Annotated in this window: 23 protein-coding genes and 1 riboswitch; of the genes, 12 read left to right on the top strand and 11 right to left on the bottom strand. The window is 71.1% G+C overall.

Translation table 11 applies throughout. The annotated features are described in order from the left end of the window. Positions 1-50: 50 nt before the first annotated feature. From ACODT0_RS30725 to ACODT0_RS30710, 4 genes are all read left to right on the top strand, one after another. Positions 51-1,523, top strand: a complete 1,473-nt coding sequence (locus tag ACODT0_RS30725; protein ID WP_489043010.1) for a malonyl-CoA decarboxylase — start codon at positions 51-53, stop codon at positions 1,521-1,523. Between the two features lie 75 nt (positions 1,524-1,598). Then, positions 1,599-2,588 (top strand): Bug family tripartite tricarboxylate transporter substrate binding protein, encoded by a 990-nt coding sequence (locus ACODT0_RS30720; RefSeq protein WP_057594554.1) that lies wholly within the window; start codon positions 1,599-1,601, stop codon positions 2,586-2,588. Then, positions 2,585-3,388 (top strand): enoyl-CoA hydratase/isomerase family protein, encoded by an 804-nt coding sequence (locus ACODT0_RS30715; protein WP_489043009.1) that lies wholly within the window; start codon positions 2,585-2,587, stop codon positions 3,386-3,388. The genes ACODT0_RS30720 and ACODT0_RS30715 overlap by 4 nt, the downstream gene beginning before the upstream one ends. Positions 3,389-3,426: 38 nt before the next feature. After that, on the top strand, positions 3,427-4,962 hold the full coding sequence (locus ACODT0_RS30710) for a malonate--CoA ligase (RefSeq protein WP_057594556.1): 1,536 nt from the start codon (positions 3,427-3,429) through the stop codon (positions 4,960-4,962). Positions 4,963-4,968: 6 nt separating this feature from the next. On the opposite strand, the gene ACODT0_RS30705 is transcribed toward ACODT0_RS30710, so the two are convergent. Genes ACODT0_RS30705 through ACODT0_RS30695 form a run of 3 tightly spaced genes read right to left on the bottom strand, consistent with a single transcriptional unit; the run spans position 4,969 to position 8,547 of the window. After that, entirely contained in the window at positions 4,969-6,408 is a 1,440-nt protein-coding gene (locus ACODT0_RS30705; protein WP_489043008.1) for a serine hydrolase, read from the bottom strand. Positions 6,409-6,464: 56 nt separating this feature from the next. Beyond that, positions 6,465-7,520 carry a phenylacetaldoxime dehydratase family protein gene (locus ACODT0_RS30700; protein WP_489043007.1) on the bottom strand — a complete coding sequence of 352 codons (1,056 nt, stop codon included), beginning with the start codon at positions 7,518-7,520 and terminating at the stop codon, positions 6,465-6,467. 22 nt (positions 7,521-7,542) lie between these two features. After that, complete coding sequence (locus ACODT0_RS30695; RefSeq protein WP_261210629.1) at positions 7,543-8,547, bottom strand: carbon-nitrogen hydrolase family protein; 1,005 nt, start codon at positions 8,545-8,547, stop codon at positions 7,543-7,545. 179 nt (positions 8,548-8,726) lie between these two features. On the opposite strand from ACODT0_RS30695, the gene ACODT0_RS30690 reads away from it, so the two are divergent. After that, positions 8,727-9,689 carry an AraC-like ligand-binding domain-containing protein gene (locus ACODT0_RS30690; RefSeq protein WP_057594560.1) on the top strand — a complete coding sequence of 321 codons (963 nt, stop codon included), beginning with the start codon at positions 8,727-8,729 and terminating at the stop codon, positions 9,687-9,689. A 25-nt stretch (positions 9,690-9,714) separates the two neighbouring features. Here the strand turns inward: ACODT0_RS30690 and ACODT0_RS30685 are convergent, their stop codons facing one another. Beyond that, entirely contained in the window at positions 9,715-10,542 is an 828-nt protein-coding gene (locus ACODT0_RS30685; protein ID WP_489043006.1) for an alpha/beta fold hydrolase, read from the bottom strand. A gap of 110 nt (positions 10,543-10,652) precedes the next feature. Here ACODT0_RS30685 and ACODT0_RS30680 point away from each other — a divergent pair, with 110 nt between their 5' ends. Next, positions 10,653-11,576 carry a LysR substrate-binding domain-containing protein gene (locus tag ACODT0_RS30680; protein ID WP_064262364.1) on the top strand — a complete coding sequence of 308 codons (924 nt, stop codon included), beginning with the start codon at positions 10,653-10,655 and terminating at the stop codon, positions 11,574-11,576. Between the two features lie 9 nt (positions 11,577-11,585). Here ACODT0_RS30680 and ACODT0_RS30675 read toward each other — a convergent pair whose 3' ends face one another. From ACODT0_RS30675 to ACODT0_RS30645, 7 genes are all read right to left on the bottom strand, one after another. After that, the gene (locus ACODT0_RS30675; RefSeq protein ID WP_261210630.1) at positions 11,586-12,575 is read right to left on the bottom strand and encodes a Bug family tripartite tricarboxylate transporter substrate binding protein; all 990 of its coding nucleotides are present in this window, start codon (positions 12,573-12,575) and stop codon (positions 11,586-11,588) included. Between the two features lie 36 nt (positions 12,576-12,611). Continuing rightward, positions 12,612-13,007 (bottom strand): carboxymuconolactone decarboxylase family protein, encoded by a 396-nt coding sequence (locus ACODT0_RS30670; protein WP_296740420.1) that lies wholly within the window; start codon positions 13,005-13,007, stop codon positions 12,612-12,614. 13 nt (positions 13,008-13,020) lie between these two features. Then, entirely contained in the window at positions 13,021-14,163 is a 1,143-nt protein-coding gene (locus ACODT0_RS30665; protein ID WP_296740423.1) for an FAD-dependent monooxygenase, read from the bottom strand. Between the two features lie 169 nt (positions 14,164-14,332). After that, positions 14,333-15,154 carry a sulfite exporter TauE/SafE family protein gene (locus ACODT0_RS30660; protein WP_057594573.1) on the bottom strand — a complete coding sequence of 274 codons (822 nt, stop codon included), beginning with the start codon at positions 15,152-15,154 and terminating at the stop codon, positions 14,333-14,335. Between the two features lie 563 nt (positions 15,155-15,717). After that, on the bottom strand, positions 15,718-16,062 hold the full coding sequence (locus ACODT0_RS30655; protein WP_489043005.1) for a cell division protein ZapA: 345 nt from the start codon (positions 16,060-16,062) through the stop codon (positions 15,718-15,720). After that, positions 16,059-16,283 (bottom strand): hypothetical protein, encoded by a 225-nt coding sequence (locus tag ACODT0_RS30650; protein ID WP_057594567.1) that lies wholly within the window; start codon positions 16,281-16,283, stop codon positions 16,059-16,061. Before ACODT0_RS30650 ends, ACODT0_RS30655 begins: the two co-directional genes overlap by 4 nt. Before the next feature lie 91 nt (positions 16,284-16,374). Continuing rightward, positions 16,375-18,096: a ClcB-like voltage-gated chloride channel protein gene (locus ACODT0_RS30645; RefSeq protein ID WP_261210634.1), complete on the bottom strand. Its 1,722-nt coding sequence runs from the start codon at positions 18,094-18,096 to the stop codon at positions 16,375-16,377. Between the two features lie 105 nt (positions 18,097-18,201). Further along, positions 18,202-18,449: riboswitch (cobalamin riboswitch) on the top strand. A gap of 96 nt (positions 18,450-18,545) precedes the next feature. Between ACODT0_RS30645 and ACODT0_RS30640 the strand changes: the two genes are divergently transcribed. Genes ACODT0_RS30640 through ACODT0_RS30615 form a run of 6 tightly spaced genes read left to right on the top strand, consistent with a single transcriptional unit; the run spans position 18,546 to position 25,127 of the window. Continuing rightward, positions 18,546-20,504: a TonB-dependent receptor domain-containing protein gene (locus ACODT0_RS30640; RefSeq protein WP_057594569.1), complete on the top strand. Its 1,959-nt coding sequence runs from the start codon at positions 18,546-18,548 to the stop codon at positions 20,502-20,504. Further along, entirely contained in the window at positions 20,489-21,886 is a 1,398-nt protein-coding gene (locus ACODT0_RS30635; protein ID WP_489043004.1) for a cobyrinic acid a,c-diamide synthase CobB, read from the top strand. The genes ACODT0_RS30640 and ACODT0_RS30635 overlap by 16 nt, the downstream gene beginning before the upstream one ends. Further along, positions 21,876-22,454 carry a bifunctional adenosylcobinamide kinase/adenosylcobinamide-phosphate guanylyltransferase gene (cobU, locus tag ACODT0_RS30630; protein WP_261210637.1) on the top strand — a complete coding sequence of 193 codons (579 nt, stop codon included), beginning with the start codon at positions 21,876-21,878 and terminating at the stop codon, positions 22,452-22,454. The genes ACODT0_RS30635 and cobU overlap by 11 nt, the downstream gene beginning before the upstream one ends. Next, entirely contained in the window at positions 22,451-23,338 is an 888-nt protein-coding gene (locus tag ACODT0_RS30625) for an ABC transporter substrate-binding protein (RefSeq protein ID WP_489043003.1), read from the top strand. Before cobU ends, ACODT0_RS30625 begins: the two co-directional genes overlap by 4 nt. Continuing rightward, positions 23,338-24,348 carry a FecCD family ABC transporter permease gene (locus tag ACODT0_RS30620; RefSeq protein ID WP_489043002.1) on the top strand — a complete coding sequence of 337 codons (1,011 nt, stop codon included), beginning with the start codon at positions 23,338-23,340 and terminating at the stop codon, positions 24,346-24,348. The genes ACODT0_RS30625 and ACODT0_RS30620 overlap by 1 nt, the downstream gene beginning before the upstream one ends. Next, positions 24,345-25,127 carry an ABC transporter ATP-binding protein gene (locus ACODT0_RS30615; protein ID WP_431509140.1) on the top strand — a complete coding sequence of 261 codons (783 nt, stop codon included), beginning with the start codon at positions 24,345-24,347 and terminating at the stop codon, positions 25,125-25,127. The genes ACODT0_RS30620 and ACODT0_RS30615 overlap by 4 nt, the downstream gene beginning before the upstream one ends. The last annotated feature ends 46 nt before the right edge of the window (positions 25,128-25,173 follow it).

The following is a 25,173-nucleotide window of genomic DNA, read 5'->3' as shown; positions in this document are numbered from 1 at the left end:
TCCGCCATCTCTTCCTCGTCTTTTTCTTTCTGCATGGGAGTGCATCCACGATGAGTGCGACCGAATGGTTCCAGGCGCGATTGCGCACGGGCGACAAGAACGAACGCAAGGTGCCGGTGGCCTCCGACGCCCCCGCGAAGGGTGCCGCCAAGTCCGCGCCCAAGCCCAGCGCCCGCACCACCGCCGAGCGGCTCGAAGCCACCCTGCGCAAGGCCGACGAGGCGCTGTCGCCGCGCGCGCTGCGCCGCGTGCTGGCCGCCATGCAGTCGGTGATCGACCCGCGCGTGAGCGAGGTCGAGGGCGGCCGCCGCGCCCATGCCATCGCGATCGAATACGCCGCCGCCACGCCCGAGGAGCGGCGCGATTTCTGGGCCCTGATGAGCGAGCATTTCGCCGCCGACGCGCAAAAGCTCAAGACCGCGCGCGACCAGCACCAGGCCGCCGTCGGCACGCCCGACGAGGGCCAGGCCGAGCTCAAGCTGCGCCGTGCGCTGGTGTCGCCGCGCATGCGCCTGCTGCAGCGCTTCGCGGTCGAGCCCGCGGGCATGCGCTTTTTGGTCGACCTGCGCGCCGAGCTGCTGCCCGGCCTCAAGGGCGACCGCCGCCTGCTCGCGCTCGACGCCGAGCTCGAGCAGCTGTTCTCGACCTGGTTCGACGTCGCCTTCCTCGAGCTGCGCCGCATCGACTGGAACTCGCCGGCCTCGCTGATCGAGAAGCTGATCCGCTACGAGGCGGTGCACGACATCAAGAGCTGGAACGACGTGAAGAACCGGCTCGACGACAGCGACCGCCGCTGCTACGGCTTCTTCCATCCACGGCTGCCCAACGAGCCGCTGATCTTCGTCGAGGTGGCGCTGGTCGACCGCGTGAGCGACGGCATCACGCCGCTGCTCGACGAGGCCGCCGTGCCGGTGCCGCCGGCACGCGCCACCACCGCGATCTTCTATTCGATCAGCAACACGCAGAACGGCCTGCGCGGCGTGAGCTTCGGCGACTCGCTGATCAAGCGCGTGGTCGAGACCCTGCAGGACGAGCTGCCTCGGCTCAAGACCTTCGCCACGCTGTCGCCGATCCCGGGCTTTCGCACCTGGCTCGCGAAGAACGCGCCCGACATGGTCGCGCGCCTCGACGAGAAGCGCGCCGCCGAGATCGGCCGCCTCGTGGGCTCGCTGCCGCCCACGCCCGACCGGCTGCTGGCCGCCGTCGATGCCGCCGCGAGCCTGGACCCCAAGTCGCCGCTGCGCCAGTGGCTGCTGCAGTGCGCGGCCGAGTACCTGGGCCGCTCGCTGGTCGACGGCACGCCGGCCGACCCGGTCGCGCGCTTCCACCTCGGCAACGGCGCGCGCGTCGAGCGCCTCAACTGGGCCGGCGATCCGTCGCCCAAGGGACAGAAGCAGTCCTATGGCCTCATGGTGAACTACCTATACGATCTCAAGCGTCTGGACCGGCACCGCGACTGGCTCGCGCAGGGCAAGGTGGCCGTGTCGGGAGACGTCGAAAGTCTGTTTTTCAAGAAAGGCTGATCGGGCCTCAAGCCCGGCGCATACAGCGCCGGCCGTCGCTCGCGCGGCGATCCACAACGACAGGAGATGAGACAGATGAACCAGAGTTTTCAGCGGCGCGACGTGTTGCGCCTGGCGGCTGCGGGCGCGGCGGTTCTTTGCGGCGGCGCCGCGACCGCGCAGGGCAACTGGCCGACCAAGCCGGTCAACGTGGTCGTGCCGTTCCCGGCCGGCGGCGGCACCGACGCCTTCGCGCGTCCGCTGTCGGGCCAGTTCGCCAAGCTCACGAGCCAGACCCTGGTGATCGACAACCGCGGCGGCGCGGGCGGCACGCTGGGCGCGAGCATCGCCTCCAAGGCGCCGGCCGACGGCTACACGCTGTTCATGGGCGCGGTGCACCATGCGATCGCGCCTTCGATCTATCCCAAGCTCGACTACGACATCGAGAAGGACTTCGTGCCGCTGATGCTGCTGGCCAACGTGCCGCAGGTGGTGGTGGTCAATCCCAAGCGCGTGCAGGCCGCGACCATCCAGGAGTTCATCGCGCTCGTGAAGCGCAGCCCCGGCAAGTTCAACTACGGCTCGGCCGGCGCGGGCACCTCGCACCACCTGGCGGGCGAGCTGTTCAAGATCCAGACCGGCACCTTCATCACCCACATCCCGTACCGCGGCGCGGGCCCGGCGCTGGCCGACCTGATCTCGGGCAACGTCGACCTGATGTTCGACGGCCTCGGTTCCTCGGCGCAGCACATCAAGAGCGGCCGCATCAAGGCGCTGATGGTGGCGGGTGCCAAGCGCAACCCGGCCTTTCCCGACGTGCCCTGCGCGGCCGAGGTGGGCCTGCCCGACTACACCGTGACCACCTGGTACGGCCTCTGGGCGCCCAAGGGCACGCCGGCCGACGTGCAGGCCAAGGTGGTGGAGGACATGAAGAAATCGCTCGCGAGCGACGAGCTCAAGGCCATCTGGGCGCAGAACGGCTCCGAGATCCCGAACCTGACCATGGCCGCGTACGGCGGCTTCGTCAATTCGGAGATCAAGCGCTGGGCCGCCGTGGTCAAGGCCTCGGGCGCCAAGCTCGAATGAGCGCGGGCAGCGTCAGCCTGCGCCGCGAGGGCGCGCTCGCGTTCCTCACGCTGTCGAACCCGGCACGCCTGAACGCGATGACGCGCGCGATGTGGCGCGAGCTGCGCGCGCTCGTGGTCGGCCTCGGCGCCGACCCGGCGCTGCGCTGCGTGATCGTGCGCGGGGAGGGCGGCGCCTTCTGCGCGGGCGGCGACATCTCCGAGTACCCGTCGTTCCGCTTCGAGGCCGCGAGCCTGCGCGAATTCCACGAGAACGAGGTCTGGGCCGCGCTGCAGGCGCTGCTCGACTGCCCGCTGCCGCTGGTCGCGCAGGTCGAGGGTGCGTGCATGGGCGCGGGCATCGAGATCGCGAGCTGCTGCGACATCCGCCTCGCGGGCGCCTCGTCGAAGTTCGGCGCGCCGATCGCGAAGCTCGGCTTTCCGATGGCGCCGCGCGAGGCCGCGCTGGTGCATGGCGCCATCGGCGACACGCTGGCGCGCGACATGCTGCTGGCCGCCGGCGTGCACGACGCCACGCGCCTCTACCACGCGGGTTTCCTGCTCTCGGTGCTGCCCGATGCCGAGGTGGCCGCCGCGGCCGAGGCGCACGCGGCGCGCATCGCGCGGCTCGCGCCGCAGACCGCGCGCATGCACAAGCGCACCTTCGCCGTGCTGCACCATGCCGTGACCGGCGCCAACACCGCGCCGCCCGAGGTGGAGCCGGTCGCCGCGCTGGTCGCCACCGCCTACGACTACGCCGACTCGGCCGAGCACCGCGAAGGCATCGCCGCCTTCCTCGCCAAGCGCGCGCCCGATTTCTGACCCGCCTTTCGTTTTTCGCCTCCTGTGAAGTCCGACCGATGAAGAAGACCGCCAACGCCAACCTGTTCGCCGCCCTGCGCGCGGCCTTTCCCGCCGACCTCGATGCCATCGCGGTCGAGACCGACAACGGCCTCGCGTACTCGTGGCGCGACCTCGACCGCGCGAGCGCGATGATCGCCAACCTGCTCGACGCGCTGAAGCTCGAGAAGGGCGCGCGCATCGCGGTGCAGGTCGAGAAGTCGGTCGAGGCGATGCTGCTGTACCTCGCGACCCTGCGCGCGGGCTATGTGTTCCTGCCGCTCAACACCGCCTACCAGAGCGCCGAGATCGAGTACTTCATCGGCAACGCCGAGCCCGCCGTGGTGGTCTGCACCAGCCGCAACGCGGCCTGGGTGGCGCCGCTGGCCACGGCCGCCGGCACCCGCCACGTGTTCACGCTCGACGACGACCGCAGCGGCACCCTGCTCGAGGTCGCGGCCAGCTGCAGCGACGTGCACAAGCCGGCCGCGAAGTCGGCCGACGACCTGGCCGCGATCCTCTACACCAGCGGCACCACCGGCCGCAGCAAGGGCGCGATGCTCACGCACGGCAACCTGCTGTCGAATGCCGAGGTGCTCAAGGACTACTGGGGCTGGACCGAGGGCGACGTGCTGATCCACGCGCTGCCGATCTTCCACGTGCACGGCCTGTTCGTGGCGCTGCACGGCGCGCTGCTCAACGGCAGCAAGATCCTCTGGTTCTCCAAGTTCGATCCCAAGCGCATCGCCGCGAAGTTGCCCGAGGCCACCGTGTTCATGGGCGTGCCCACGCTCTACGTGCGCCTGCTGGCCGAGCCCGGCCTCACGCGCGAGGCGGTGCGCAACATGCGGCTGTTCGTCGCGGGCTCGGCGCCGCTGCTGATCGAGACCTTCGACGAATGGCGCGAGCGCACCGGCCACACCATCCTCGAGCGCTACGGCATGAGCGAGACCATCATGCTGACCTCGAACCCCTACCGCCCCGAGCAGGGCGAGCGCCGCGGCGGTACCGTCGGCTTCGCGCTGCCGGGCGTGCAGCTGCGCGTGCGCGACGACCAGGGCCGCGACTGCACCACCGACGAGATCGGCGGCATCGAGGTCAGCGGCCCCAACGTGTTCGCGGGCTACTGGCGCATGCCCGAGAAGACGCAGGAGGAGTTCACGGCCGACGGCTTCTTCAAGACCGGCGACGTGGGCAAGATCGACGGCCGCGGCTACATCACCATCGTCGGGCGCAGCAAGGACCTGATCATCAGCGGCGGCTACAACGTCTATCCGGCCGAGATCGAGGGCTACATCAACGAGATGGCCGGCGTGGCCGAGAGCGCGGTGGTCGGCGTGCCGCACCCCGACTTCGGCGAGGTCGGCGTGGCGATCGTCATCGCCAAGCCCGGCGCCACGCTCGACGGCGATGCGATCGTGGCCGAGCTCAAGGCCAGGCTCGCGAACTTCAAGATCCCGAAGCGCTGCTTCATCGTGCCGGAGCTGCCGCGCAACACCATGGGCAAGGTGCAGAAGGCGCTGCTGCGCGGCGAGCACAAGGGGCTGTTCGCCTAGGCCCTTCTAGGTTGTCGGCGCGTCCTTCGCGCGCCTGAAGACGATGTCCTCCACCATCGGCTCGAAAGGCACCGCGATGCGGTCGATGCGGCCCGCGCGGTCGTAGAGAAAGCTCAGCGCGAGGTTGTCGGGGTGGAACACCGTCGGCCGGTCCGGCGTGACGAACATGTCGTAGTGCCAGTGCGTGAGCGCGCCGGCGGCGCCGCGCCAGTGCCAGGCGAGGTGGTCGCCCTCGTGCGCGATCTCGATGCAGCCGTAGGCCGGATGCTCGTAGCGGCCCGCGTACTCCTCGAGCGCATGGCTGGGCTGCGTGCCGGTGCGGCGCCGGTCCGTGCGCGCCTTCTCGTCGACCCGCTGCTGCACCAGGTCGGCGCGGCGCTTCGCGAGCAGCCGCTGGAACCAGTCGACCGGCTCGCGGCCCGCGATGCGATCGAGCGCCGCGAAGGTGAGGATCGAGGTCACGGCGCCCGGCGCGCGGTTGGTCAGCACCGCCACGCCCGCGCGGCGCGAGGGCACCACGGTCATCAGCGTGGCCCAGCCGAACCACGAGCCCGAATGCGCGAGCGTGCGGTCGCCGCGGTAGTTCTCGCAGAACAGGCCCAGGCCGTAGTGCGAATCGCCGATCTCGGCATGCTCGGAGCGCGACATCCAGGCGCGCGGCATGCCCATCTCGCGCACCGTCCTGGCCGACAGCAGCGGCGTGTCGCCCACGCGGCCTTCGTCGAGCAGGCAGCGCATCCACTTCGCGAGATCGGCGGCGCTGGCATTGAGCCCGCCGCCCGCGGCCGTCGGCACCGGCCACAGCTGCGCGGGCACGGGATCGCCCTCGACCATGGTGTGCGGGCGGGCCGCATCGGCGGCCGCCACCAGCGCGTCGATGCCGAAGCCGTAGTGCGTGAAGCCCAGCGGTTTGAGCAGCCGCTCGGTCATGAAGTCCTGCCAGCCCTGTCCGCTGAGGCGCTCGATCACGATGCCCGCGACCATGTAGCCGAGGTTCGAATACTGGAAGGCCTCGCGCAGCTCGCGGCTCGGCACCAGGTGGCGCAGCAGCGGCAGCATCTGCGCGCTCGTCAGGTCGGCCGGCATGTGCAGCCAGTCGTGGCGCGGCAGGCCGCTCAGGTGGCTCAGCAGATCGCGCACCGTGAGCTGCGCGGTCGCCACCGCATCGTGCAGCCGGAACTCCGGGATGACTTCGCGCACCGGCCGGCTCCAGGCGAGCCGGCCCTCGTCGACCAGCAGGCCGAGCCCGGCCGCGGTGAAGGACTTGGTGATCGAGCACAGCAGGAACTGCGTGTCGGCGGTCACGGGCTCGCTGCCGCGCAGGTCGCGCACGCCATAGCCCTTCAGCAGCGAGACCTCGCCATCCTCGATCACCGCGAGCGCGAGCCCCGGGATCTTCCATTCCTTCATCGAGCTTTCGACGAGGCTTTCGAATTCGCGCCACATGATCGGGGTCCTAGGGTTCGGGGCGCGAATCCTAAGGCATCCGCCATGCGGCGCTCTCAACCCATGCCGTTCATCAATCCCGTGCGAGCATGGCAGTTGATGTATTCGTAGCGCTGCTCGTCGGCCTTGAGCACCGACACCTCGTGGTACACGCGCAGCTGCAGCTGGAAGTTCAGCGCCTGCACATAGCGCATGAAGCTGCCGAAGATCGCCACGTGGGTCGGATGCGATTCGGCCCAGCGCTCCATGTCGGCCAGCGAGCGCCAGAAGCTCAGGCCGAAGGACTTCTGCAGCGGCGCGCCCTGCGCATCGAGATGCCGCATGTAGCGGTTGCTGTAGCAGCCGATCGCCAGGCCCTGGTCGCGCAGGAAGTCCATGCCCTCGCGCAGCACCGGCTCCATCTCCTCGAGATAGAGCGTGCGCTCCTGGCCGGTGGTGTCGGTCCATTCCTGGCCCGAGCGGATCATCGCGACGTGTTCATGGCCCGCGATGCGCACGCGCCGGCCCGGCGCGGGCGCATCGCCGATCGCGGCGCGCGTGCCCGAGGGCGACATCGGATCGGTCTGCGACAGCGGGATGCGGTCGCGCATCGATCCCCAGTAGCCATGCTCCTGCAGTTCGCCGCTCACGCCACCCATGGCCACGCCGATGCCCTCGAGCCGGTCGGGCGTGTTGAACATGGTCTCGAAGTGCTGCACGCGCGGCGACACGATCTCGCGGAAGTAGCCCAGGCCCTCGTGCAGCCGCTCCTCCGACTGCCACCAGCCGTCGATCTCGGGCGTCGCGCTCCAGCGCGCGAAGGCGGCCGGATCGGTCCAGTAGGCGATCGCGATCATGTTGTCGTGGCCCTCGGCATCCACGTAGTGCGTGAGGTCGTGGTGCAGCGGGCCATCGGGCCGCGCGAAGTCGCGCGCGATGCGCATCAGCGCGGCGCAGGCGCGGCCCTGCTGCGCGGCGCCGAGCGACTGCACGCCGAAGTAGCCCATCACCACCTGCGTGACCGCGCGGTGGGCGCGCGCCGACCAGACGGGGTAGGGCGGTGTGTAGTCGTCCTCCACGCGGCGGGTGCGCGTGCGCGGGCACTTCAGGTGCTCGTCGATGGCGGATTCCATGGCGCGGCTCCTTCGTGCGCGCTCAGGCCTCGACCGGCTCGGCCGCGTTGCCCTCGGGCACGGGCGTGAGCTGCACCACCACGGGCTCGCGGCGCGTCTTGTTGAGCAGCAGCTGCGTGACGTCGGGGCGCGAGTAATGGCCGCTCGGATCGGCCGCGGCCTTCGCGAGCGAGATCATCCCGAGGTCGATGTCGGCGATCACCAGGCCTTCCTCGGTCTCGGGCAGCGGCGTGCCCAGGGCCGAGCCGTCGGGCCCGTAGATGCGCGCATGGCCGCCGCCCACGCCCAGCATCTGCTGCTTGCCGGCATCGGTGCACATCAGTTCGCTCATCGCCTTCGAGACCGTGGCGCAGGGCGCGAGCACGAAGCAGCCGCCCTCGACCGCGTAGACCTGGCTCGCGGCGTTGTTGACCTCGGCGCCCAGCGCGTTGGCCGCGCCGCGGTAGAGCGAGAAGCTGGGCCAGGCGGCGCAGTGGATCTGCTCGTTCTGCGAATACATCGCGTACTTGCTCAGCGGCTGCAGGTGTTCCCAGCAGCACAGCGAGCCGATGTTTCCGATGGCGGTGGGCACCACGTGCAGGTCGGCGCCGTCGCCTTCGCCGAACACGGTGCGCTCCACGTGCGTGGGCTTGAGCTTGCGGCGCGTCTGCGCCACCTGGCCCTGGTCGTCGATCAGCGCCTGCGCGATGTAGAGGCTGCCCGCGGCCTTCTCGCTGAAGCCGAACGAGAGCCAGATCGAATGCGCTCGCGCGGCCGCCTGCAGGCGCTCGAACTCGGCCGAGCCGATCACCAGCGAGTTGTCGTGGTAGCGCTGCACGAACTGCATGCCCCAGGCCGGCGAGTCGAGCCAGATCCACCAGGGATAACCGGGGATCCAGGTCTCGGGAAATGCGATCAGTTTCACGCCCTGCGCGGCGGCCTGCGCCATCAGGTCGATGGTCTTGTCGATGGTGCCGTCGAGGTCGAGGAACACGGGCGCGGCCTGCACGGCGGCGACGCGGAGCTTGGGATGAACGGTGGTGGGCATGGCGGGGCCTTTCGGTGGGGAACGTGGATTCGCCGCCTTGCCCCGGCGCGGGTTTGCGCGGTGGCATGCGGGTTGCATGAAGCGTAGATTCGCCGCGCTGGAACGCCTTGACCGCAGCTTGCGGCGTTCTTGTTCCTGCGTTGCATGCCCGCCGACCCCCGTTTTTCGAGATTCCACCGATGAACACGCTGCTCAGCACCGATGCCGTGGCTCGCCCGCAGCGGCTGGCCTACTGGACCGACATGATCTGCAACGTCTATGTGCAGCTCGGTTGCGATCCGGTGCGGCCCGACGAGTCCGAGGACTTCGAGGGCAGCATCCGCCAGCACACGCTGCCCGGGCTCGACGTGTCGGTGGTGCGCTCGGGCCCGCAGAAGGTGCTGCGCACCTCGGGCCACATCGCGCGCTCGGGCGACGACTACTTCCTCGTGAGCATCCAGGCCCAGGGCCGCGGCGTGGTGCGCCAGGACGGGCGCGACGCGGTGCTCGAGGCCGGCGACTTCGCGCTCTACGACAGCACGCGGCCCTACCAGCTGCTGTTCGACGACCGCTTCGAGCAGATCGTGCTCAAGCTGCCCGGCGACCGGCTGCGCAGCGAGCTGCGCGAGACGCAGGCGCTCACGGCTACCACCGTGTCGGGCCGCCAGGGCGCGGGCCACCTGCTGCTGGGCATGATCCGCACCCTGCGCGAGGACATCGAGACGCTGCAGCCGGCCTCGGCGCTCGCGGTGGCCAATGGCGTGCAGAACATCCTGGTGGCGGGGCTGCAGACCTTGCCGGCGGCCAGCGCGCCCTCGCTCAGCAGCCTCACGGCCTACCACCTCGCGCGCGTGAAGCGCCGCATCGAGGAACAGCTCGGCGACCCCGCGCTGTCGGTGGGCAGCCTCGCGGCCGAGCTCGGCGTGTCGGCCAGCCAGATCCATCGCGTCTTCAAGAGCGAGCCGCTGACGCCCGCGCAGTACATCTGGGAGCGTCGGCTCGAGGCCTGCAGCCGCGACCTGCTCGAGCCGCGCCTCGCGGGCCGGCCGGTGGCCGAGATCGCCTATGGCCGCGGCTTCAACGACGCGGCGCATTTCAGCCGCGCGTTCAAGGAGCGCTTCGGCTGCTCGCCGCGCGAGTGGCGGCAGCAGCGCGTGCAGTAGGCCGCGCGGAAGGGCCGGCGCAGTGTCAGGCGGCCCGGCGGGCGCGCTCGAGGTGGGCGCGCAGCGCGGCGTCGAAGCGTTCTGGCTGGTCGATGTTCGGCAGATGACCCGCGTCCGGAACGATCTCCAGGTGCGCGCCGGGAATCTCGGTCCGCAGCTCGCGCATCGCATCGGGCAGCGCGGCGTCGTTGGCGCCGACGAGCAGGGTCGTGGGCACGCGGATGCCGCGCGCGGCCGCGCGGTGGTCGAGTTGCTGGATCGCGCGCGCGCAGCCGACCATGCCCGCGCGCGAAGTGCCGGCCGCGGCCGCATGCAGGGCCCGTGCCTCGGCGGGATGGGCCTCGATGAAGCCGCGGCCCAGCCAGCGCTCGATGGTCGGGCCCGCGAGCGCTTCGCAGCCCTGGGCCTCGACGAGCGCGATGCGTTCGTCCCAGGGCCGCGCGAAGGCCGCGGGCGCGTCGGCGCGGCAGTCGCACAGGCACAGGCTGGCCAGGCGCTCGGGATGCAGTTCGGCCAGCGCGAAGCCGCACATGCCGCCCAGCGAGAGCCCGACGTAGTGCGCCGCGCGGATGTCGAGCGCATCGAGGATCTCGGCCACGTCGCGCGCCAGGTCGCCCATGCGCCAGGGCAGTGATGGCGGTGAGGGCGCTTCCGACCGGCCATGGCCGCGCGTGTCGGGCCGCAGCACGCGCCAGCCCTCGGCGGCCAGCCATTCGGCCTGGCGGCACCACAGAACGGAGGATGAAAGGATCGCGTGCGCGAGCAGCACGACGGGGCCGTCCGCGGGGCCGTCGACGTGGACCGCGACACGGCAGGCCGCGCTCGGCAGGAACAGATGCTGGGTGGTCGTCATGAGAACGCCAGTCTCGGCCCCTTCCCCAGGCCCCGCCACCGAGTAAAACTGAAGCCCGTTGAGAAAAACGCAACCCGCTTGCACCCATCGCGGCCTACAGTCGCCCCGTCATGTCCAGAAAACTTCCACCCCTGAACGCGATCCGGGCCTTCGAGGCCGCGGGCCGGCACGTGAGCTTCACGCGCGCCGCGGAAGAACTGAGCGTGACCAACGGCGCCATCAGCCGCCAGGTCGCGCTGCTCGAGGAATGGCTGGGCGTGCCGCTGTTCCGGCGCACCTCCTCGCAGCTCGCGCTGACCGAGGCCGGGCGCCTCTATCTCGGCGAGCTGACGGCCACGCTCGACCGCGTGGCGGTGGCCTCGATGCAACTGCGCGAGCAGGCGGTGCCGACCGCGCTGCGCATCAATGCGCCGCCGACCTTCACCATGCGCTGGCTGCTCTCGCGCCTGCCGGCTTTCCAGCGCAAGCGGCCCGAGGTCGACCTGCGGCTCACCACCTTGCTGGCGCCGGTCAACTTCGACGAGGGCCGCTACGACATCGCCATCGCGGGCGCGCTCGAGCCGCCGCCGCACTGCGTGTCGCGGCCCTTCATGAGCGAGCTGATCCTGCCGGTGTGCCATGTGGACCTGCTCGACGGCGGCCGGCTGCGCGAGCCGCGCGACCTGGCCACGCACACGCTCGTGAGCTTCGCCACCGAGCCTTATGCCTGGGAGGACTGGCTCGCGGCGGCCGGCGTGGCCGGGCTCAAGCCCGGCGGCGCGATCCGCTTCGAGCAGATGTACTTCGCGCTGCAGGCCGCGATCGACGGGCTGGGCCTCGCGCTGGTGCCGCTGTTCCTCGCCTTCGACGACATCATCGCGGGCCGGTTGTGCGCGCCCTTCGGTGTGCTGGCCGCCAAGCAGCGGCGCTACTTCGCGAGCACGGCCCATGCCGACCCGGTGACGGAGAGCTTCTGCGAATGGCTGGTGCGCGAGGGCAGCGACACCGAGGCCTCGATGCAGCAATGGCTGCGCTCGCAGGCCCCGGCGTCCTGAGCGCGCAGCTCAATCCATCTGCACGCCGCTGCGGCGCACCAGGTCGCCCCAGCTCCTGAACTCGCTGGCGACGTAGGCCGCGGCTTCCTCGGGGCTGGCGCTGTAGCGCGGCAGCGCGCCGATGCTCCGCATGCGCCGCTCCACCTCGGGCTTGCGCATGGCCTTGGCGATCGCGTCGTGGGTCGAGGCCACCAGCGCCTTCGAGGTGCCGACCGGGTAGAGCAGCATCAGCCAGGTCGAGGCGCGGAAGTCGGCGAAGCCCTGCTCGATCAGCGTGGGCACGGCCAGCGGCGCGTCGAGCCGGCTCGCGGTGGCCGCGCCGAGCGCGCGCAGCTTGCCGCCCTGCACGAAGGCCTGCACGCCGGCCGCGGTCTCGAGCGCCAGCGAGACGTTGCCCGCGACCACGTCGGTCAGGCCCGGCGCGCTGCCCTTGTAGGGCACGTGCACGATGTCGATGCCGGCGCGCCGCTTGAACTCCTCCATCGCGAGGTGCGACACCGTGCCGTTGCCCGAGGAGGCATTGGTGAGCTTGCCCGGGTTGGCCTTGGCATAGGCCACCAGCCCCTGCGCGTCGCTGAAGGGCAGCGAGGGATGGCACACCAGCACGAAGGGCAGGTCGCCGACCAGGCCCACCGCCTCGTAGTCCTTGAGCGAGTCGTAGGGCACGCTGCGGTAGAGGTGCGGGTTGGTGGCCACGGCCGACATGTGCGTGAGCATCATCGTCGAGCCGTCGTTGGGCGACTTCGCGAGCTGGCCCATCGCGATGCTGCCGCCCTGGCCGGGCTTGTTGTCGACGATGTAGTTCTCGCCGGTCACGGCCTGCATCTTCTCGGCCATCAGCCGTGCCACGATGTCGGTGGCCTGGCCCGGCGGAAAGCCCACGAGGATCTTCGTGACCTTGCCGCGCGTGGTGGCTGGCTGCGCGAGGGCCGCCGTGCCCATCGACGCGGCCGCGAGCGCGAGCAGCGCGCGGCGGCTCAGCATTGCCTGGTTGTCCATGTCGTTGTCTCCGATGTTTTTCAAAAGGGCGAAGCTTCAGGCGAGCTTCATCTCCTTGAGCACCTCGCGCGCGTTGCGCAGGCTGTCGAGCGCCGCGGGCACGCCGCAGTAGATGGCGACCTGCAGGAACACCTCCTGCAACTCGGCGGGCGTGATGCCGTTGTTGATCGCGCCGCGCACATGCAGCCGCAGCTCGTGCGGCCGGTTGAGCGCGCTGATCATGCCGAGGTTCAGCAGGCTGCGGCTGCGCCGGTCCAGGCCCGGCCGGTTCCAGATCTCGTCCCAGCAGTACTCGGTGGTGAGCTGCTGCATCGGCCAGCTGAAGTCGTCGGCCTCGGCGATCGATTTCTCGACGTATTCCGCGCCGAGCACCGCCTTGCGCGTGGCGAGGCCGCGCTGGAACTTCGCCGAGGTGTGGGTCTTGTCCGTCATGTTCTCGCTCCCTTCAGGCCACGGCCGCTTCGGCCAGCGGCGTGTTCCAGGCGTCGTAGGCATAGACCCAGTCGGAGTCCTGCGGATCGCGCAGCCAGGTGTTGGTGCGCGAGGTCAGCTGCACGCGCGAGGTGCGCGGCTTGCGCGTGGCCTCGAAGCGCTGGAAGGCCTCGGCCACGCCGTCGCGGTCGCAGCCCTGGAGGCAGCGCGAGAGCACCGCCGCATCCTCGATCGCCATCGCCGCGCCCTGTGCCATGTAGGGCGTCATCGGGTGGCAGGCATCGCCGAGCAGCGTGATGTTGCCCTCGCTCCAGCGCGGCAGCGGGTCGCGGTCGACCAGCGCCCACTTGTGGACTTCGGGGCAGGACTGCAGCACGTGGCGCACCTGCGGATGGAAGTCGGCGAAGGCCTCGCGCAGCGCGTGGATGTCGCCCTTGGTGGACCACGACTCGAGCCGGAAGCCGGGCTCGGGCTGGCTGGTCACGAAGTAGACCTCGCTGCGGTCGGGCTTGACGTAGTAGATGACGATGTGGCGGTCCTTGCCCCACCACTTGGTGCACTGGTCGATCTCCTGGCCGCCGAGCAGCGCCGCGGAGAAGGTGGTGCGGTAGGCGATGCGGCCCGTGAAGTTGGGCTCGGACCTGCCGAACAGTTGGTCCTTGACCAGCGAGTGCACGCCGTCGGCCGCCACCACCGCGTCGGCATGCACGGTGGCGCCGTTGGCGAAGCGCAGCTCGACGCCGCCGTCGCCCTGCGAGAAGCCCGCGAGCTTGTGGCCGCGGCGAATGAATTCGTCGGGCACCGCGCTGTGCAGCGCGGCATGCAGGTCGCCGCGGTGCGCGAGCAGGTAGGGCGCGCCGAACTTCCGCTCGGCGGTCTCGCCGAAGATCATGTCGAAGCGCACCTCGCCGGTGTAGGCGTCCTTGTTGTTCCAGGAGCGCGGGTAGAAGGCCTCGGCGCGCATGCGCGCCTCGAGGCCCAGGCCGCGCAGCACCTGCATCGCGTTGCAGCCGATCTGGATGCCCGCGCCCAGGCGGGTGAATTTCTCGGCCTGTTCGTAGACCATGACGTCGATGCCGACGCGGCGCAGCGCCGCGGCCGTGGCCAGGCCGCCCATGCCGGCGCCGATGATGGCGACCGAAAGTCTCTTGCTCATGTCCGTTCCTCGTGTGGTTTGCGTGAACGGAATGGTCCTGTTTTCAGCCGCCGCGAACCATCGAGATTTGCTGGCGCTGGTTGAGAAAAACTGCGGCGCGCGCCTGCGCGACGCGCCGGCCGGGCGCGTCGTGGCGTCTAGAAAAGAGGGGCGGAAGAGGGCCGCGCGCTCAGCCGCGCAGGCCCTTCCAGAGCATGTAGGCCGCCAGCAGGTAGAGGATGCTCGCGAACACGCGCTTGAGCTTCTTCACCGGCAGGTTGTGCGCGGCCTTGGCGCCCAGCGGCGCGGTCAGCACGCTGCACACGGCGATCACCGCGAGCGCGGGCAGCCAGATGTAGCCGAACGAGCCTTCGGGCAGGCCTTGCACCGACTGGCCGCTGATCACGTAGCCGGCCACGTTGGCCACCGCGATCGGGAAGCCCAGCGCGGCGCTGGTGGCGACCGCGTTGTGGATCGAGATGTTGCACCAGGTCATGAAGGGCACGCTGATGAAGCCGCCGCCCGCGCCGACCAGGCCCGAGACCAGGCCGATGGCGCCGCCCGCGCCGAGCTGGCCCGCGGTGCCCGGCATCTGGCGCGTGGGCTTGGGCTTGCGGTCGAGGAACATCTGCGTGGCCGAGAAGCCCACGAACAGCGCGAACACGATCGCCAGCGCCGTGCCCTTGATCAGCGCGAAGATGCCGAGGCTGCCCACGAGGCTGCCGATCACGATGCCGGGCGCGAGGCGCTTGACGATGTCCCAGCGCACCGCGCCGCGCTTGTGGTGCGCGCGCACGCTCGACACCGAGGTGAAGATGATGGTGGCCATCGAGGTCGCGATCGCCATCTTCACCGCGAGGTCGGCCGGCACGCCGCGGTGGCCCATGATGATCGTGATGAACGGCACCATCACCATGCCGCCGCCGATGCCGAGCAGGCCCGCGAGAAAACCGGTGCCGAGGCCGAGGACGGCGAGTTCGGCGATCAGGAGGGGGTCGAGCAGGCTGGTCACGTTCACGCCACGGACTTTCGGGTAAGGCAAGGGCGCCGTGCAGCGATGGCAACGGGCCTCGGGTCGAGGGAAAAAGGGAGGGGGATGGGCCGCAATGCTATCTGAAACGTAGCTGCGGCCCGGCGCGCACGGTCGCGCGCGAGCCAGGATCGGATGTATCGATGCAAATACAGCGTGGGTTCCTGGGGCGATCCCGCCATGCCGGGGATCGCCGATGTTCGATGCGCACTCAGCGCAACGAAGAGGAATAGGTGTCTGCGAATGGGCGCCAGACTCGCATCCTGAACCGGGGTTCAGGTGGGCGAGGGCAGCAAGACTTCGGGTTCATCTGACGCGAGATGATCACACCCGTCGAGCGATATACCAAGCCCGGCTCCGTAGAGCATTGGAACAAGGACATATAAAGCCCAACGCGCACCGCAGACAGGAACGATTTTACGCCTTCGCGCCCGGGCGCTTTCCGGTTTTTTGAGGGGAGTCCCTGCGGCGCGGGCAGGTTTGCATCGAAGTTCTTGCAGTGCGCGCCGATCTCTGCGATTGAGGGAAAGGCCGCGCGCCGATGCTCAGAGCAGGTGGCCGTCGCCGGCCAGGGCCTGGTCGAGCTTGTGGATCAGTTGCGCGGCCTTCGGATCGACCGCGCCGTCGTCGGCGGGGGCCGCGGCCGGAGTCGGGGCCGGCTCGGCGGGTGGCACGGCCTTCGCCGTGGTCTCCTGCGCCGCGAGATCGAAGGCCAGGTTCAGCGAGGCCAGCACCGCGATGCGGTCGCGCGCCTTGACCTTGCCCGCGTCGCGGATCTTGCACATGGCCGCGTCCACGCGTTCGACCGCGTCGCGCAGCTGCGCTTCGCCGCCATCGGGACAGCCGAGCAGGTAGCTCTGGCCCATGATCTGAACTTCGATCTGCTTCATGCGGGGGAATCTTCGGAGGGTGGTACGGCCGGCAGCTGCTCGAGCAGCGCGTCGAGCCGCGTGCGCGCCGCCGCGAGCCGCGACTTGAGCGCATCGCGCTCGCGCGTCAGCGCATCGACCTGTTCCTGCAGCAGCGCATTCGTGCGCTGCACCTCTTCGTGACGCAAGAGCAGGCGTTCCACGCGCTCGGCGATCTGGTCGATGGGGCTGGAGGCGGGCATGGTGCGCGATTGTAGTTTCCCGTGAAAGCGGCGGTCCTCCGGGGCACCCGCCGCGCCTGGCACGGCATTCTGCGGCCTGCGCGCCGCGCCATCAAACTTCGCTGAGCCGCACGTAGGTGGCGAGCAACGCGCTCTTGGCGGCCACGCCCAGCAGCACCGGGTTGGCCGGGCTCTCGATCACCGGCAGCCGTTCGCCCAGGTGCTCGAGAAAGCGCTGCAGCGCCTCGCCCAGGCTGGTGTCGGCGGTGATCGGCGCGATGGCCTGCGACAGCAGGTCCGCCGCGCGCACCTCGGCCGCGGCCGTGCCGAGCGCGGAGAGGGGCACCACGCCGAGGTAGCGCTGGTTCGCGTCGACCACGTAGAGGTACTTCACCGGGTGCTGCAGGAACAGCCGGCTCATCGCCTCGCGGTCGGCCTCGGGGCCGACCACCGTCTGCGCCGGCTGCACCAGGTCGCGGATGTGCAGCGAGCGCAGCCGCAGCTGCTCGTCCTGCTGCTCGCGCCGGCGCAGCGTGATCTCGTACATCGAGCCGGCGTTGGCCGAGCGCGCGACGAAATAGGCGATCACGCCCGCCAGCATCAGCGGCAGCATCACCTGGTAGTTGAGCGTCATCTCGAAGATCATGAGGATCGCCATCAGCGGCGCCTGCGTGGCCCCCGCGAGAAAGGCGCCCATGCCGACCACCGCATAGGCGTAGGGGGCCGACACCGCATGCGGCCACAGCGCCTGCGCGGCATGGCCGAACAGCGCGCCCACCATGCAGCCGAAGAACAGCGCCGGCGTGAACACGCCGCCCACCGCGCCCGAGCCGGCCGTGGCCAGCGTGGCGACCAGCTTGGCCGCGAGCACCATGGCGATCAGGGTCCAGGTCCAGGGCGTGTGCAGCACCGCGTTGACCACGCTGTAGCCATTGCCCCAGACCTCGGGCCAGGGCACCGACACCAGCCCCATCGCGAGCCCGCCGAGCGCGAGCCGCCACGGCAGCGCGAACGGCAGCCGCGCGAACAGCGCCCGGCTGCCCTGCAGCGCGCGCAGGAAGCCCGCGGCCGCGAAGCCCAGCAGCACGCCGAGCAGCGCGAACAGCGGGATCTCCGCGCCATGCAGCTCGGGGAACACCGGCATCTGGTAGGGCGGCTGGTAGCCGGGCAGGGCGCGCATCACGATGTTGGCGACCACCGCCGCGATCAGGATCGGGCCCACGCTCTCCATCACGATCGAGCCCAGCACGATCTCGGCGACGAAGAAGGCGCCCGCGATCGGCGCGTTGTACGCGGCCGTGAGGCCGGCCGCCGCGCCGCAGGCCACGAGCAGGCGCAGCCGCTCGACCGGGAAGCGGAACACCCGGCCCAGCAGCGAGGCGGCCAGCGCGGCGAGCTGCACCATCGAGCCCTCGCGGCCGATCGAGCCGCCGGTGCCGATGCTCACGAGCGAGGAGGCGCTGCGCACCAGCGTCTGCGCCACCGGGATGCGGCCGTCGCCGAGCACGATCGCCTCCATGTAGTCGGAGGTGGCGCTGCGCACCGCCACGCGCTTCGCGAGCACGAGCAGGCCGCCGGCCACGAGGCCGCCCACGGCGGGGAAGGCGATGCGCGCCCACCACGGCAGCGCGCGCGCCATCGCGACCAGGCTGTCGCCGGGGCCGAGCACCAGGTGCTCGAAGCCGCGCAGCGCGGCGCGGAAGCCCTCGGTAGCGAGCGTGCCGAGCAGGCCGGCGACGATGGACCACAGCAGCATCGATTGCCAGCCCGAGACGCCGAACAGGCGCTGCAGGGCGGAGCGCAGGCGCAGCAATGGCGAGGAACGCAGGGTCATGCGGGGTGGTGGTGATGGCATCCCATAGCCCGTCGATGTTAGTGCGCGGGACGCGGCGAGCGTCGGGCGCACGCAACTTTCGACTTAAGGCGCGCGGCGCAACGCCTAGAATCTCGCCCGTTGGTGCCTGCGGCGTGGTTCACGCGCCGCGGTTCAACGGGAAGCAGGAGTGAAGGGACCGGCCGCGCGCCGGCACCGAAGCCGCCTGCGCTGCCCCCGCAACGGTCAAGCAGACGGCGCCGCAAGGCGCCACCCTCTCCACACGAGCCACTGGGCGCCCTGAAACAGGCGCCTGGGAAGGCGGCGAGGGCCGGTCTGCCAGCCCGGATACCGGCCAACAAGGCGGTTCGCGCATGCTCTTCGCTTCGTCGATGCAGGCACGGACCAATGGCGCCCCGGGCGCCGGCGGGGAGGCCGGCAAGGGGCATAGACGTTCGTTCGCTCACTCCATGATTTCCTGCGTTTCCTTCTCGCGCCGTTCGCGCGCTCGCATTCCCGCGTCCCGCATCGGCATGCGCCTGGCCGGCCTGCCGCTGGCCCTGGTGCCGGCCTTCGGCGGCCTGCTGCTGGCCCAGTTGCCGCTGGCGGCCTCGGCCCAGACTCCGGCCGGCGCGCTCGGCGAGACCGTGGTCACGGCCAACCGCACCGCGCAGCCGCTGTCGGACCTGGTGGCCGATGTCTCGGTGATCGACCGCGAGACCATCGAGCGCAGCGGTTCCACCGGCGTGGCCGACGTGCTCGCGCGCCAGGCCGGCATCCAGATCGTGCGCAACGGCGGCGTCGGCAACTCGACCAGCGTCTACATCCGCGGCGCCGAGACGCGCTTCACCGCCGTCTACATCGACGGCGTGCGCGTGGACTCGCAGGCCACCGGCGGCGCGGCCTGGGAGAGCATCCCGCTGGCGCAGATCGACCGCATCGAGGTCTTGCGCGGCCCGGCCGCGGCGGTCTACGGCTCCGACGCCATCGGCGGCGTGATCCAGCTGTTCACCAAGCGCGGCGAGGAGGGGGTGTCGCCCTCGATCGGCGTGGGTGTCGGCAGCCACGGCCTGTTCCGTACCGAGGCGGCGATCAGCGGCAAGGCCAACGCCTTCGACTATTCGTTCGGCGTGGCGCACGAGGAAAGCCGCGGCTTCAACATCCAGCCGCTCGAGAAGCGCACGCTGCCCAAGGACGGCTTCACCAGCCCCGACCGCGACGGCTACAACACCACCTCGGGCAATGTGCGCCTGGGCTGGCAGATCGCGCCCGGCCAGCGGCTCGAGGCCACCGCGCTGTCGAGCGATACCAAGGCGCACTACGACGCCGCCAAGTCCGGCAGCAAGCCGCCGGCCTACTACCTCGACGACCAGAGCCGCAACCGGCTGCGCACCGCCGGCCTGACCTGGTCGGCGCAATGGAACGAGGTCTACAGCACCCGGCTGCAGGTGACCGATTCGCAGTCGGTCTACAGCACCATGCCCTCGTACTACCGCACCGAGACCCGGCTGCGCGGCTACCTGTTCCAGAACGAACTGCGCTTCGGTCCGCACCTGGTGACGGCCGCGCTCGAACGCCGCGAGGACCGGCTCGAGAACGCCCCCACCAGCAGCACTGACAAGGGCCTGGCGCGCAAGCGCTCGCAGGACGCGGTCTCGCTCGGCTACGGCTTCGTGCAGGGTCCGCACTCGTTGCAGCTCAACGTGCGCCACGACGACGACAGCGAGTTCGGCGGCAAGACCACCGGCAGCGCCGCCTACGGCTTCGCGATCACGCCGAAGCTGCGCGTGACCGCCTCGGCCGGCACCGCCTTCCGCGCGCCCACGCTCTACCAGCGCTTCAGCGAATATGGCAAACCCGACCTGCAGCCCGAGTCGAGCCGCAACGTCGAGCTCGGCCTCAAGTACACCGACGGCCCGACCAACGCCGGCATCGTGGTCTACCGCAACAACGTGCGCAACCTGATCGTGTTCGACTCGACCGCCAGGGGCTGCGCCTCGTCCTTCGGCTGCTACGGCAGCACCGCGCGGGCGCGCTACGAGGGCGTGACGCTGTCGGCCGGCCACCGCATCGGCGACGTGACGCTGCGCGCCTCGCTCGACTTCCAGGATCCGCGCGACCTCGCGACCGACAAGCTGCTGGCCCGCCGCGCCAAGCGCTACGGCACCCTGGGTGCCGACTGGCGCCTCGGCGGCTGGACGCTGGGCGCCGAGGTGCAGGCCTCGAGCCAGCGCTACGACGACGCGGCCAACACGCGCAAGCTCGGCGGCTACACGCTGCTGAACCTCGTGGCCAGCACGAAGATCGTGCGCGACGTCGACCTGGTCGCGCGCATCGACAATGTGGGCGACAAGGACTACATGCTCGCGCGCGGCTACGTCACCGGTGGCCGCAACGCGTACGTCGGATTGAAGTGGACGCCCCAGTAAGCCAGCACCTGCCCGATCGCGCGGCGCGCTGCGCCGCCGTGCTCGTGGCCGCGCCCGCTTCGGGTCAGGGCAAGACCACCGTGGCCGCCGCGCTCGCGCGGCTGCATGCGCGCCAGGGCCGGCGCGTGCGCGCCTTCAAGTGCGGGCCCGACTTCCTCGACCCGCACTGGCTGCGGCTCGCCACCGGCGCGCCCGTGCATTCGCTCGACCTGTGGATGACCGGCGAGGCCGACTGCCGCGCGCGGCTGCATGCGGCCGCGGCCGAGTCCGACCTCGTGATCGTCGAGGGCGTGATGGGCCTGTTCGACGGCACGCCGAGCGCGGCCGACCTGGCGCAGCGCTTCGGCCTGCCGGTGCTGGCCGTGATCGACGCCCAAGCGATGGCCGGCACCTTCGGCGCGCTGGCGCATGGGCTGCAGAGCTTCAGGCCCGGCATGCCCTGGGCCGGCGTGCTGGCCAATCGCGTGGCCGGCGAGCGCCATGCCGACATGCTGCGCGGCGCCTTGCGCGAGCCCGCGGACTGGCTCGGCGCCTTACCGCGCGACGCGGGCTTCTCGCTGCCCGAACGCCACCTGGGCCTGGTGGCGGCGCACGAGCTCGCCGACGCGGCCGAGCGGCTTGACCGCGTGGCCGATGCGCTGGCCGGCACGCCGCTGGGGTCGCTGCAACTGCCGCAGGTGCGCTTCGAGCCACCTTCCACCGATAAGGTCGCCCCGATCGCGCCGCTGCTCGCGGGCCGCACCATCGCCATCGCGCGCGACGCGGCCTTCTCGTTCATCTACCCGGCCAACCTCGACACGCTGGGTGCGCTCGGCGCCAGGCTGGTCTTCTTCTCGCCGCTGGCCGGCGATGCGCTGCCCGACTGCGATGCGCTGTGGCTGCCCGGCGGTTATCCCGAGCTGCATGCCGCCACGCTCGCGCGGCGTTCGGACCTGCGCGCCGCGCTCGCCGCCCATGCGGCCGCGGGCCGGCCGATCTGGGCCGAATGCGGCGGGATGATGGCGCTGTTCGACGAGATCGCGGTGCCCGGGGATGGCAACGAAGCCGCGGTGCATGCGCTCTGGGGCCTGCTGCCCGGGCGCGTCACGCTGCAGAAGCGGCTCGCCGGCCTCGGCCCGCAGGCGCTCGCGCTGGGCGCGCACACGCTGCGCGGCCATACCTTCCACTACTCGCGCTGCGAGACACCGCTCGTGCCGGCCGCCCATTCGCGCCGCCCGCAAGGCACGGCCGGTGGCGAGGCGCTCTACGTGCACGGCTGCGTGCGCGCGAGCTACTTCCACGCCTGGTTCGCCTCCAGTCCCGAAGCCACCGCGCGGCTGTTCGACGCCGCGCCGCTCGAAACCGGGGCACCGGCTGCCCAGGAGCATCGCGTTGACGCCTGAACACGAATTCATCCTCGGCGGCCAGAAGAGCGGCAAGTCGCGTCGCGCCGAGCAGCGCGCGGCCGACTGGCTCGCGGCCGCGCCGAAGCAGCGCCGCGCGGTACTGATCGCCACCGCGCAGGCCTACGACGACGAGATGCGCGAGCGCATCGTGCGCCACCAGGCCGACCGCGCCGAGCGCGTGCCCAGCCTGCGCACCATCGAGGAACCGGTCGAGCTGGCGCGCGCCATCGTGACCCAGAGCACGCCCGAGTCGCTGGTGCTGGTCGACTGCCTCACGATGTGGCTCACCAACCTGCTGATGCCGCTGCGCGCCGAGGGCGCGCGGCCGGTCTCGCGCACGCCCGCCGCGCACGTCAACCTGCTGCTGGGCGCGCTGCGCGATGCGCGCGGTCCGGTCGTGCTGGTGGGCAACGAGATCGGCCTGGGCGTGATCCCGCTGGGCCGCGAGACGCGCGCCTTCGTCGATGCGCTGGGGCGGCTCAACCAGGACGTGGCGGCGGCCTGCCAGCGCGTCACGCTGATGACGGCCGGATTGCCGCTGACGCTGAAGGAGCCGGGCCGATGAAGAAGTTTTTCGCCGCCGCGCTGGCGGCACTCGCGCTGGGCCTCGGCCTGTGGACGTCGCCCGCGAGCGCGCTCGAGGTGGTCGACGAGCGCGGCGTGAGCGTGGAGCTGCCGCAGCCGCCGCAGCGCATCGTGACCCTGCTGCCCTCGCTGACCGAATCGGTCTGCGCGCTCGGCGCCTGCGCGCGGCTGGTCGGCGTCGATCGCTATTCGAATTCGCCCGTATCGGTGCGCACGCTGCCGCAACTCGGTGGCGGCATCGATCCCAACGTCGAGGCCGTGGTGACGCTCAGGCCCGACGTGGTGCTGCTCGCCAAGTCCTCGCGCGTGACCGAGCGGCTCGAGGCGCTGGGCCTCAAGGTGCTGGTGCTCGAGCCCAAGAACCATGCCGACGTGCGTCGCGTGCTCGGCAAGCTCGACCAGGTGCTCGGCACCCACGAGGCGCCGGCGGTCTGGCGCGCCATCGATGCCGCGGTGTCGGCCGCGGCGCAGTCGCTGCCGGCCGCCGCGCGCGGCGTGCGCGTGTACTTCGAGGTCAACAGCGGCCCGTACGCGGCCGGCGAGTCCTCCTTCATCGGCGAGACGCTGACGCGGCTGGGTGCCAGGAACATCGTGCCGGCGGCGCTCGGCCCCTTTCCCAAGCTCAACCCCGAATACGTGGTGCGCGCCAATCCCGACCTGATCATGGTCAGCGTGCGCAGCGCGCAGGGCCTCGAGCAGCGCCCGGGCTGGAGCACCATGCGCGCGGTGCGCGAAGGGCGCATCTGCCGCTTCACGGCCGAGCAGTCCGACGTGCTGGTGCGCCCCGGTCCGCGCATGGACGAGGCGGCACGGCTGATGGCGCAGTGCCTGGGCGACAAGGCAAGCAAGGGAGGCGCGCGCTGATGCCCGCGGGCCACCTGAGCCGCGTGGTGCTGTTCGGCCTCGCGCTGCTGGTGCTCGGCGCCGCCTTGCTGCTGCTCGGCCTGGGCATCGGCAGCACCGGCTTCGAGAGCTTCCTGTCGGCGCGCCATGACCCGGTCGCGCTGCAGATCGTCTGGGACATCCGGCTGCCGCGCACCCTCGGCGCCTGGCTCGCGGGCGCGCTGCTCGGGCTGGCCGGCGCGGTGGCGCAGGGGCTGTTCCGCAATCCGCTGGCCGATCCCTTCCTGCTCGGCAGCGCCTCGGGCGCCTCGCTGGGCGTGGCGCTGGCGCTGCTGTTCTTCGGCGGCTCGGCCGCCAGCGCGCAGTGGGTGGTGCGGCTGGGCCTGACGGGCGCGGCCTTCCTCGGCTCGATGGCGGCCGTGATGCTCACGCTGCTGCTCGCGCGTGGCGTGCAGCAGACGCTGCGGCTCTTGCTCGCGGGCGTGATCGTCGGCGTGGTGCTCGGTGCGATGAAGGACCTGATCACCATCGCCTCGGCCGACATCCTGCAGGCGATCCAGGGCTTCACGCTCGGCAACACCGGCCTGGTCGGCTGGAGCGCCTGCGCCGTGATGGCGCTGGCCTGCGCGCTGTGCCTGTTGCTGGCCTGGGCGCTGGCGCCGGTGCTCGACGGCCTGGCACTGGGCGAGGCCACCGCGCGCAGCCTGGGCCTGCCGCTGGGCGCGATGCGCGCCGCGCTGGTCGTGGTGCTGGCGCTGGCCACCGGCGCCGCGGTGGCGCAGACCGGCCTGATCGCCTTCGTCGGCCTGGCCGCGCCGCACCTGGTGCGCTCGGTGGTCAAGACCACGCATGCGCGGCTGATCGTGCTGTCGGCCGCGATGGGTGGGCTGCTGCTGATGGCGGCCGACCTGCTGGCGCGCTGGCTGATCGCGCCGCAGGAGCTGCCCGTGGGCGTGCTCACCGCGGTGCTGGGCGGCAGCTACCTGCTGTGGCTGATGCACCGGCGCACCGCGAGGGGCACGGCCTCATGACGGCCACCACCGCCCAGGCGCTCGAGGTGCGCGGCGTGAGCGCGGCGCTCGGCGGCACCGAGGTGCTGCACGGCATCGACCTCGCGATCGGCGCCGCGCGCTGGACCAGCATCGTCGGCCCCAACGGCGCCGGCAAGTCGACCCTGCTCAAGGTGCTGGCGGGCCTGCTCGCGCACCGCGGCGAGCTGCGCCTGTTCGGCGAGCCCGCGGCGAAGCTGCCGGCGCGCCAGCGCGCGCGCCGCCTCTCGTGGCTGGGCCAGGGCGTGGCGGGCGAGGGCGCGGCCGACGACCTGCTGGTCTACGACGTCGCGATGCTCGGTCGCCTGCCGCACCAGCGCTGGCTGGCCGCGCCCGACGCCGCCGACCGCGCCGCCGTGGAACGCGCGCTGCGCGCCACCCAGGCCTGGGACTGGCGCGAGCGGCCGCTGGGCCAGCTCTCGGGCGGCGAGCGCCAGCGCGTGCTGCTGGCGCGCGCGCTCGCGGTCGAGGCCGAACTGCTGCTGATGGACGAGCCGCTCGCCAACCTCGACCCGCCGCACCAGGCCGACTGGATGCAGACCGTGCGCGCGCTGGTCGCCGCGGGCCGCACCGTGGTCAGCGTGCTGCACGAACTGCCCATGGCCCTGGCCGCCGACGAACTCGTGGTGATGGACCGCGGCCGCGTGGTGCACCACGGCGGCAGCAGCGATCCCGCGACGCATGCGGCGCTCGAGCAGGTGTTCGATCACCGGATTCGCGTGCACCGCGTGGCGGAACAATGGATTGCGTTGCCGCGATGAATGCGGGATCGGACAGGCGTACGCGAAGGACGCGAAGGTTTCGCAA

The sequence above is a fragment of the Variovorax sp. FG153 genome (genome assembly GCF_057809595.1).
Note: the sequence above shows the minus strand (reverse complement) of the source record. Positions and strands in the feature narration are given on the sequence as shown.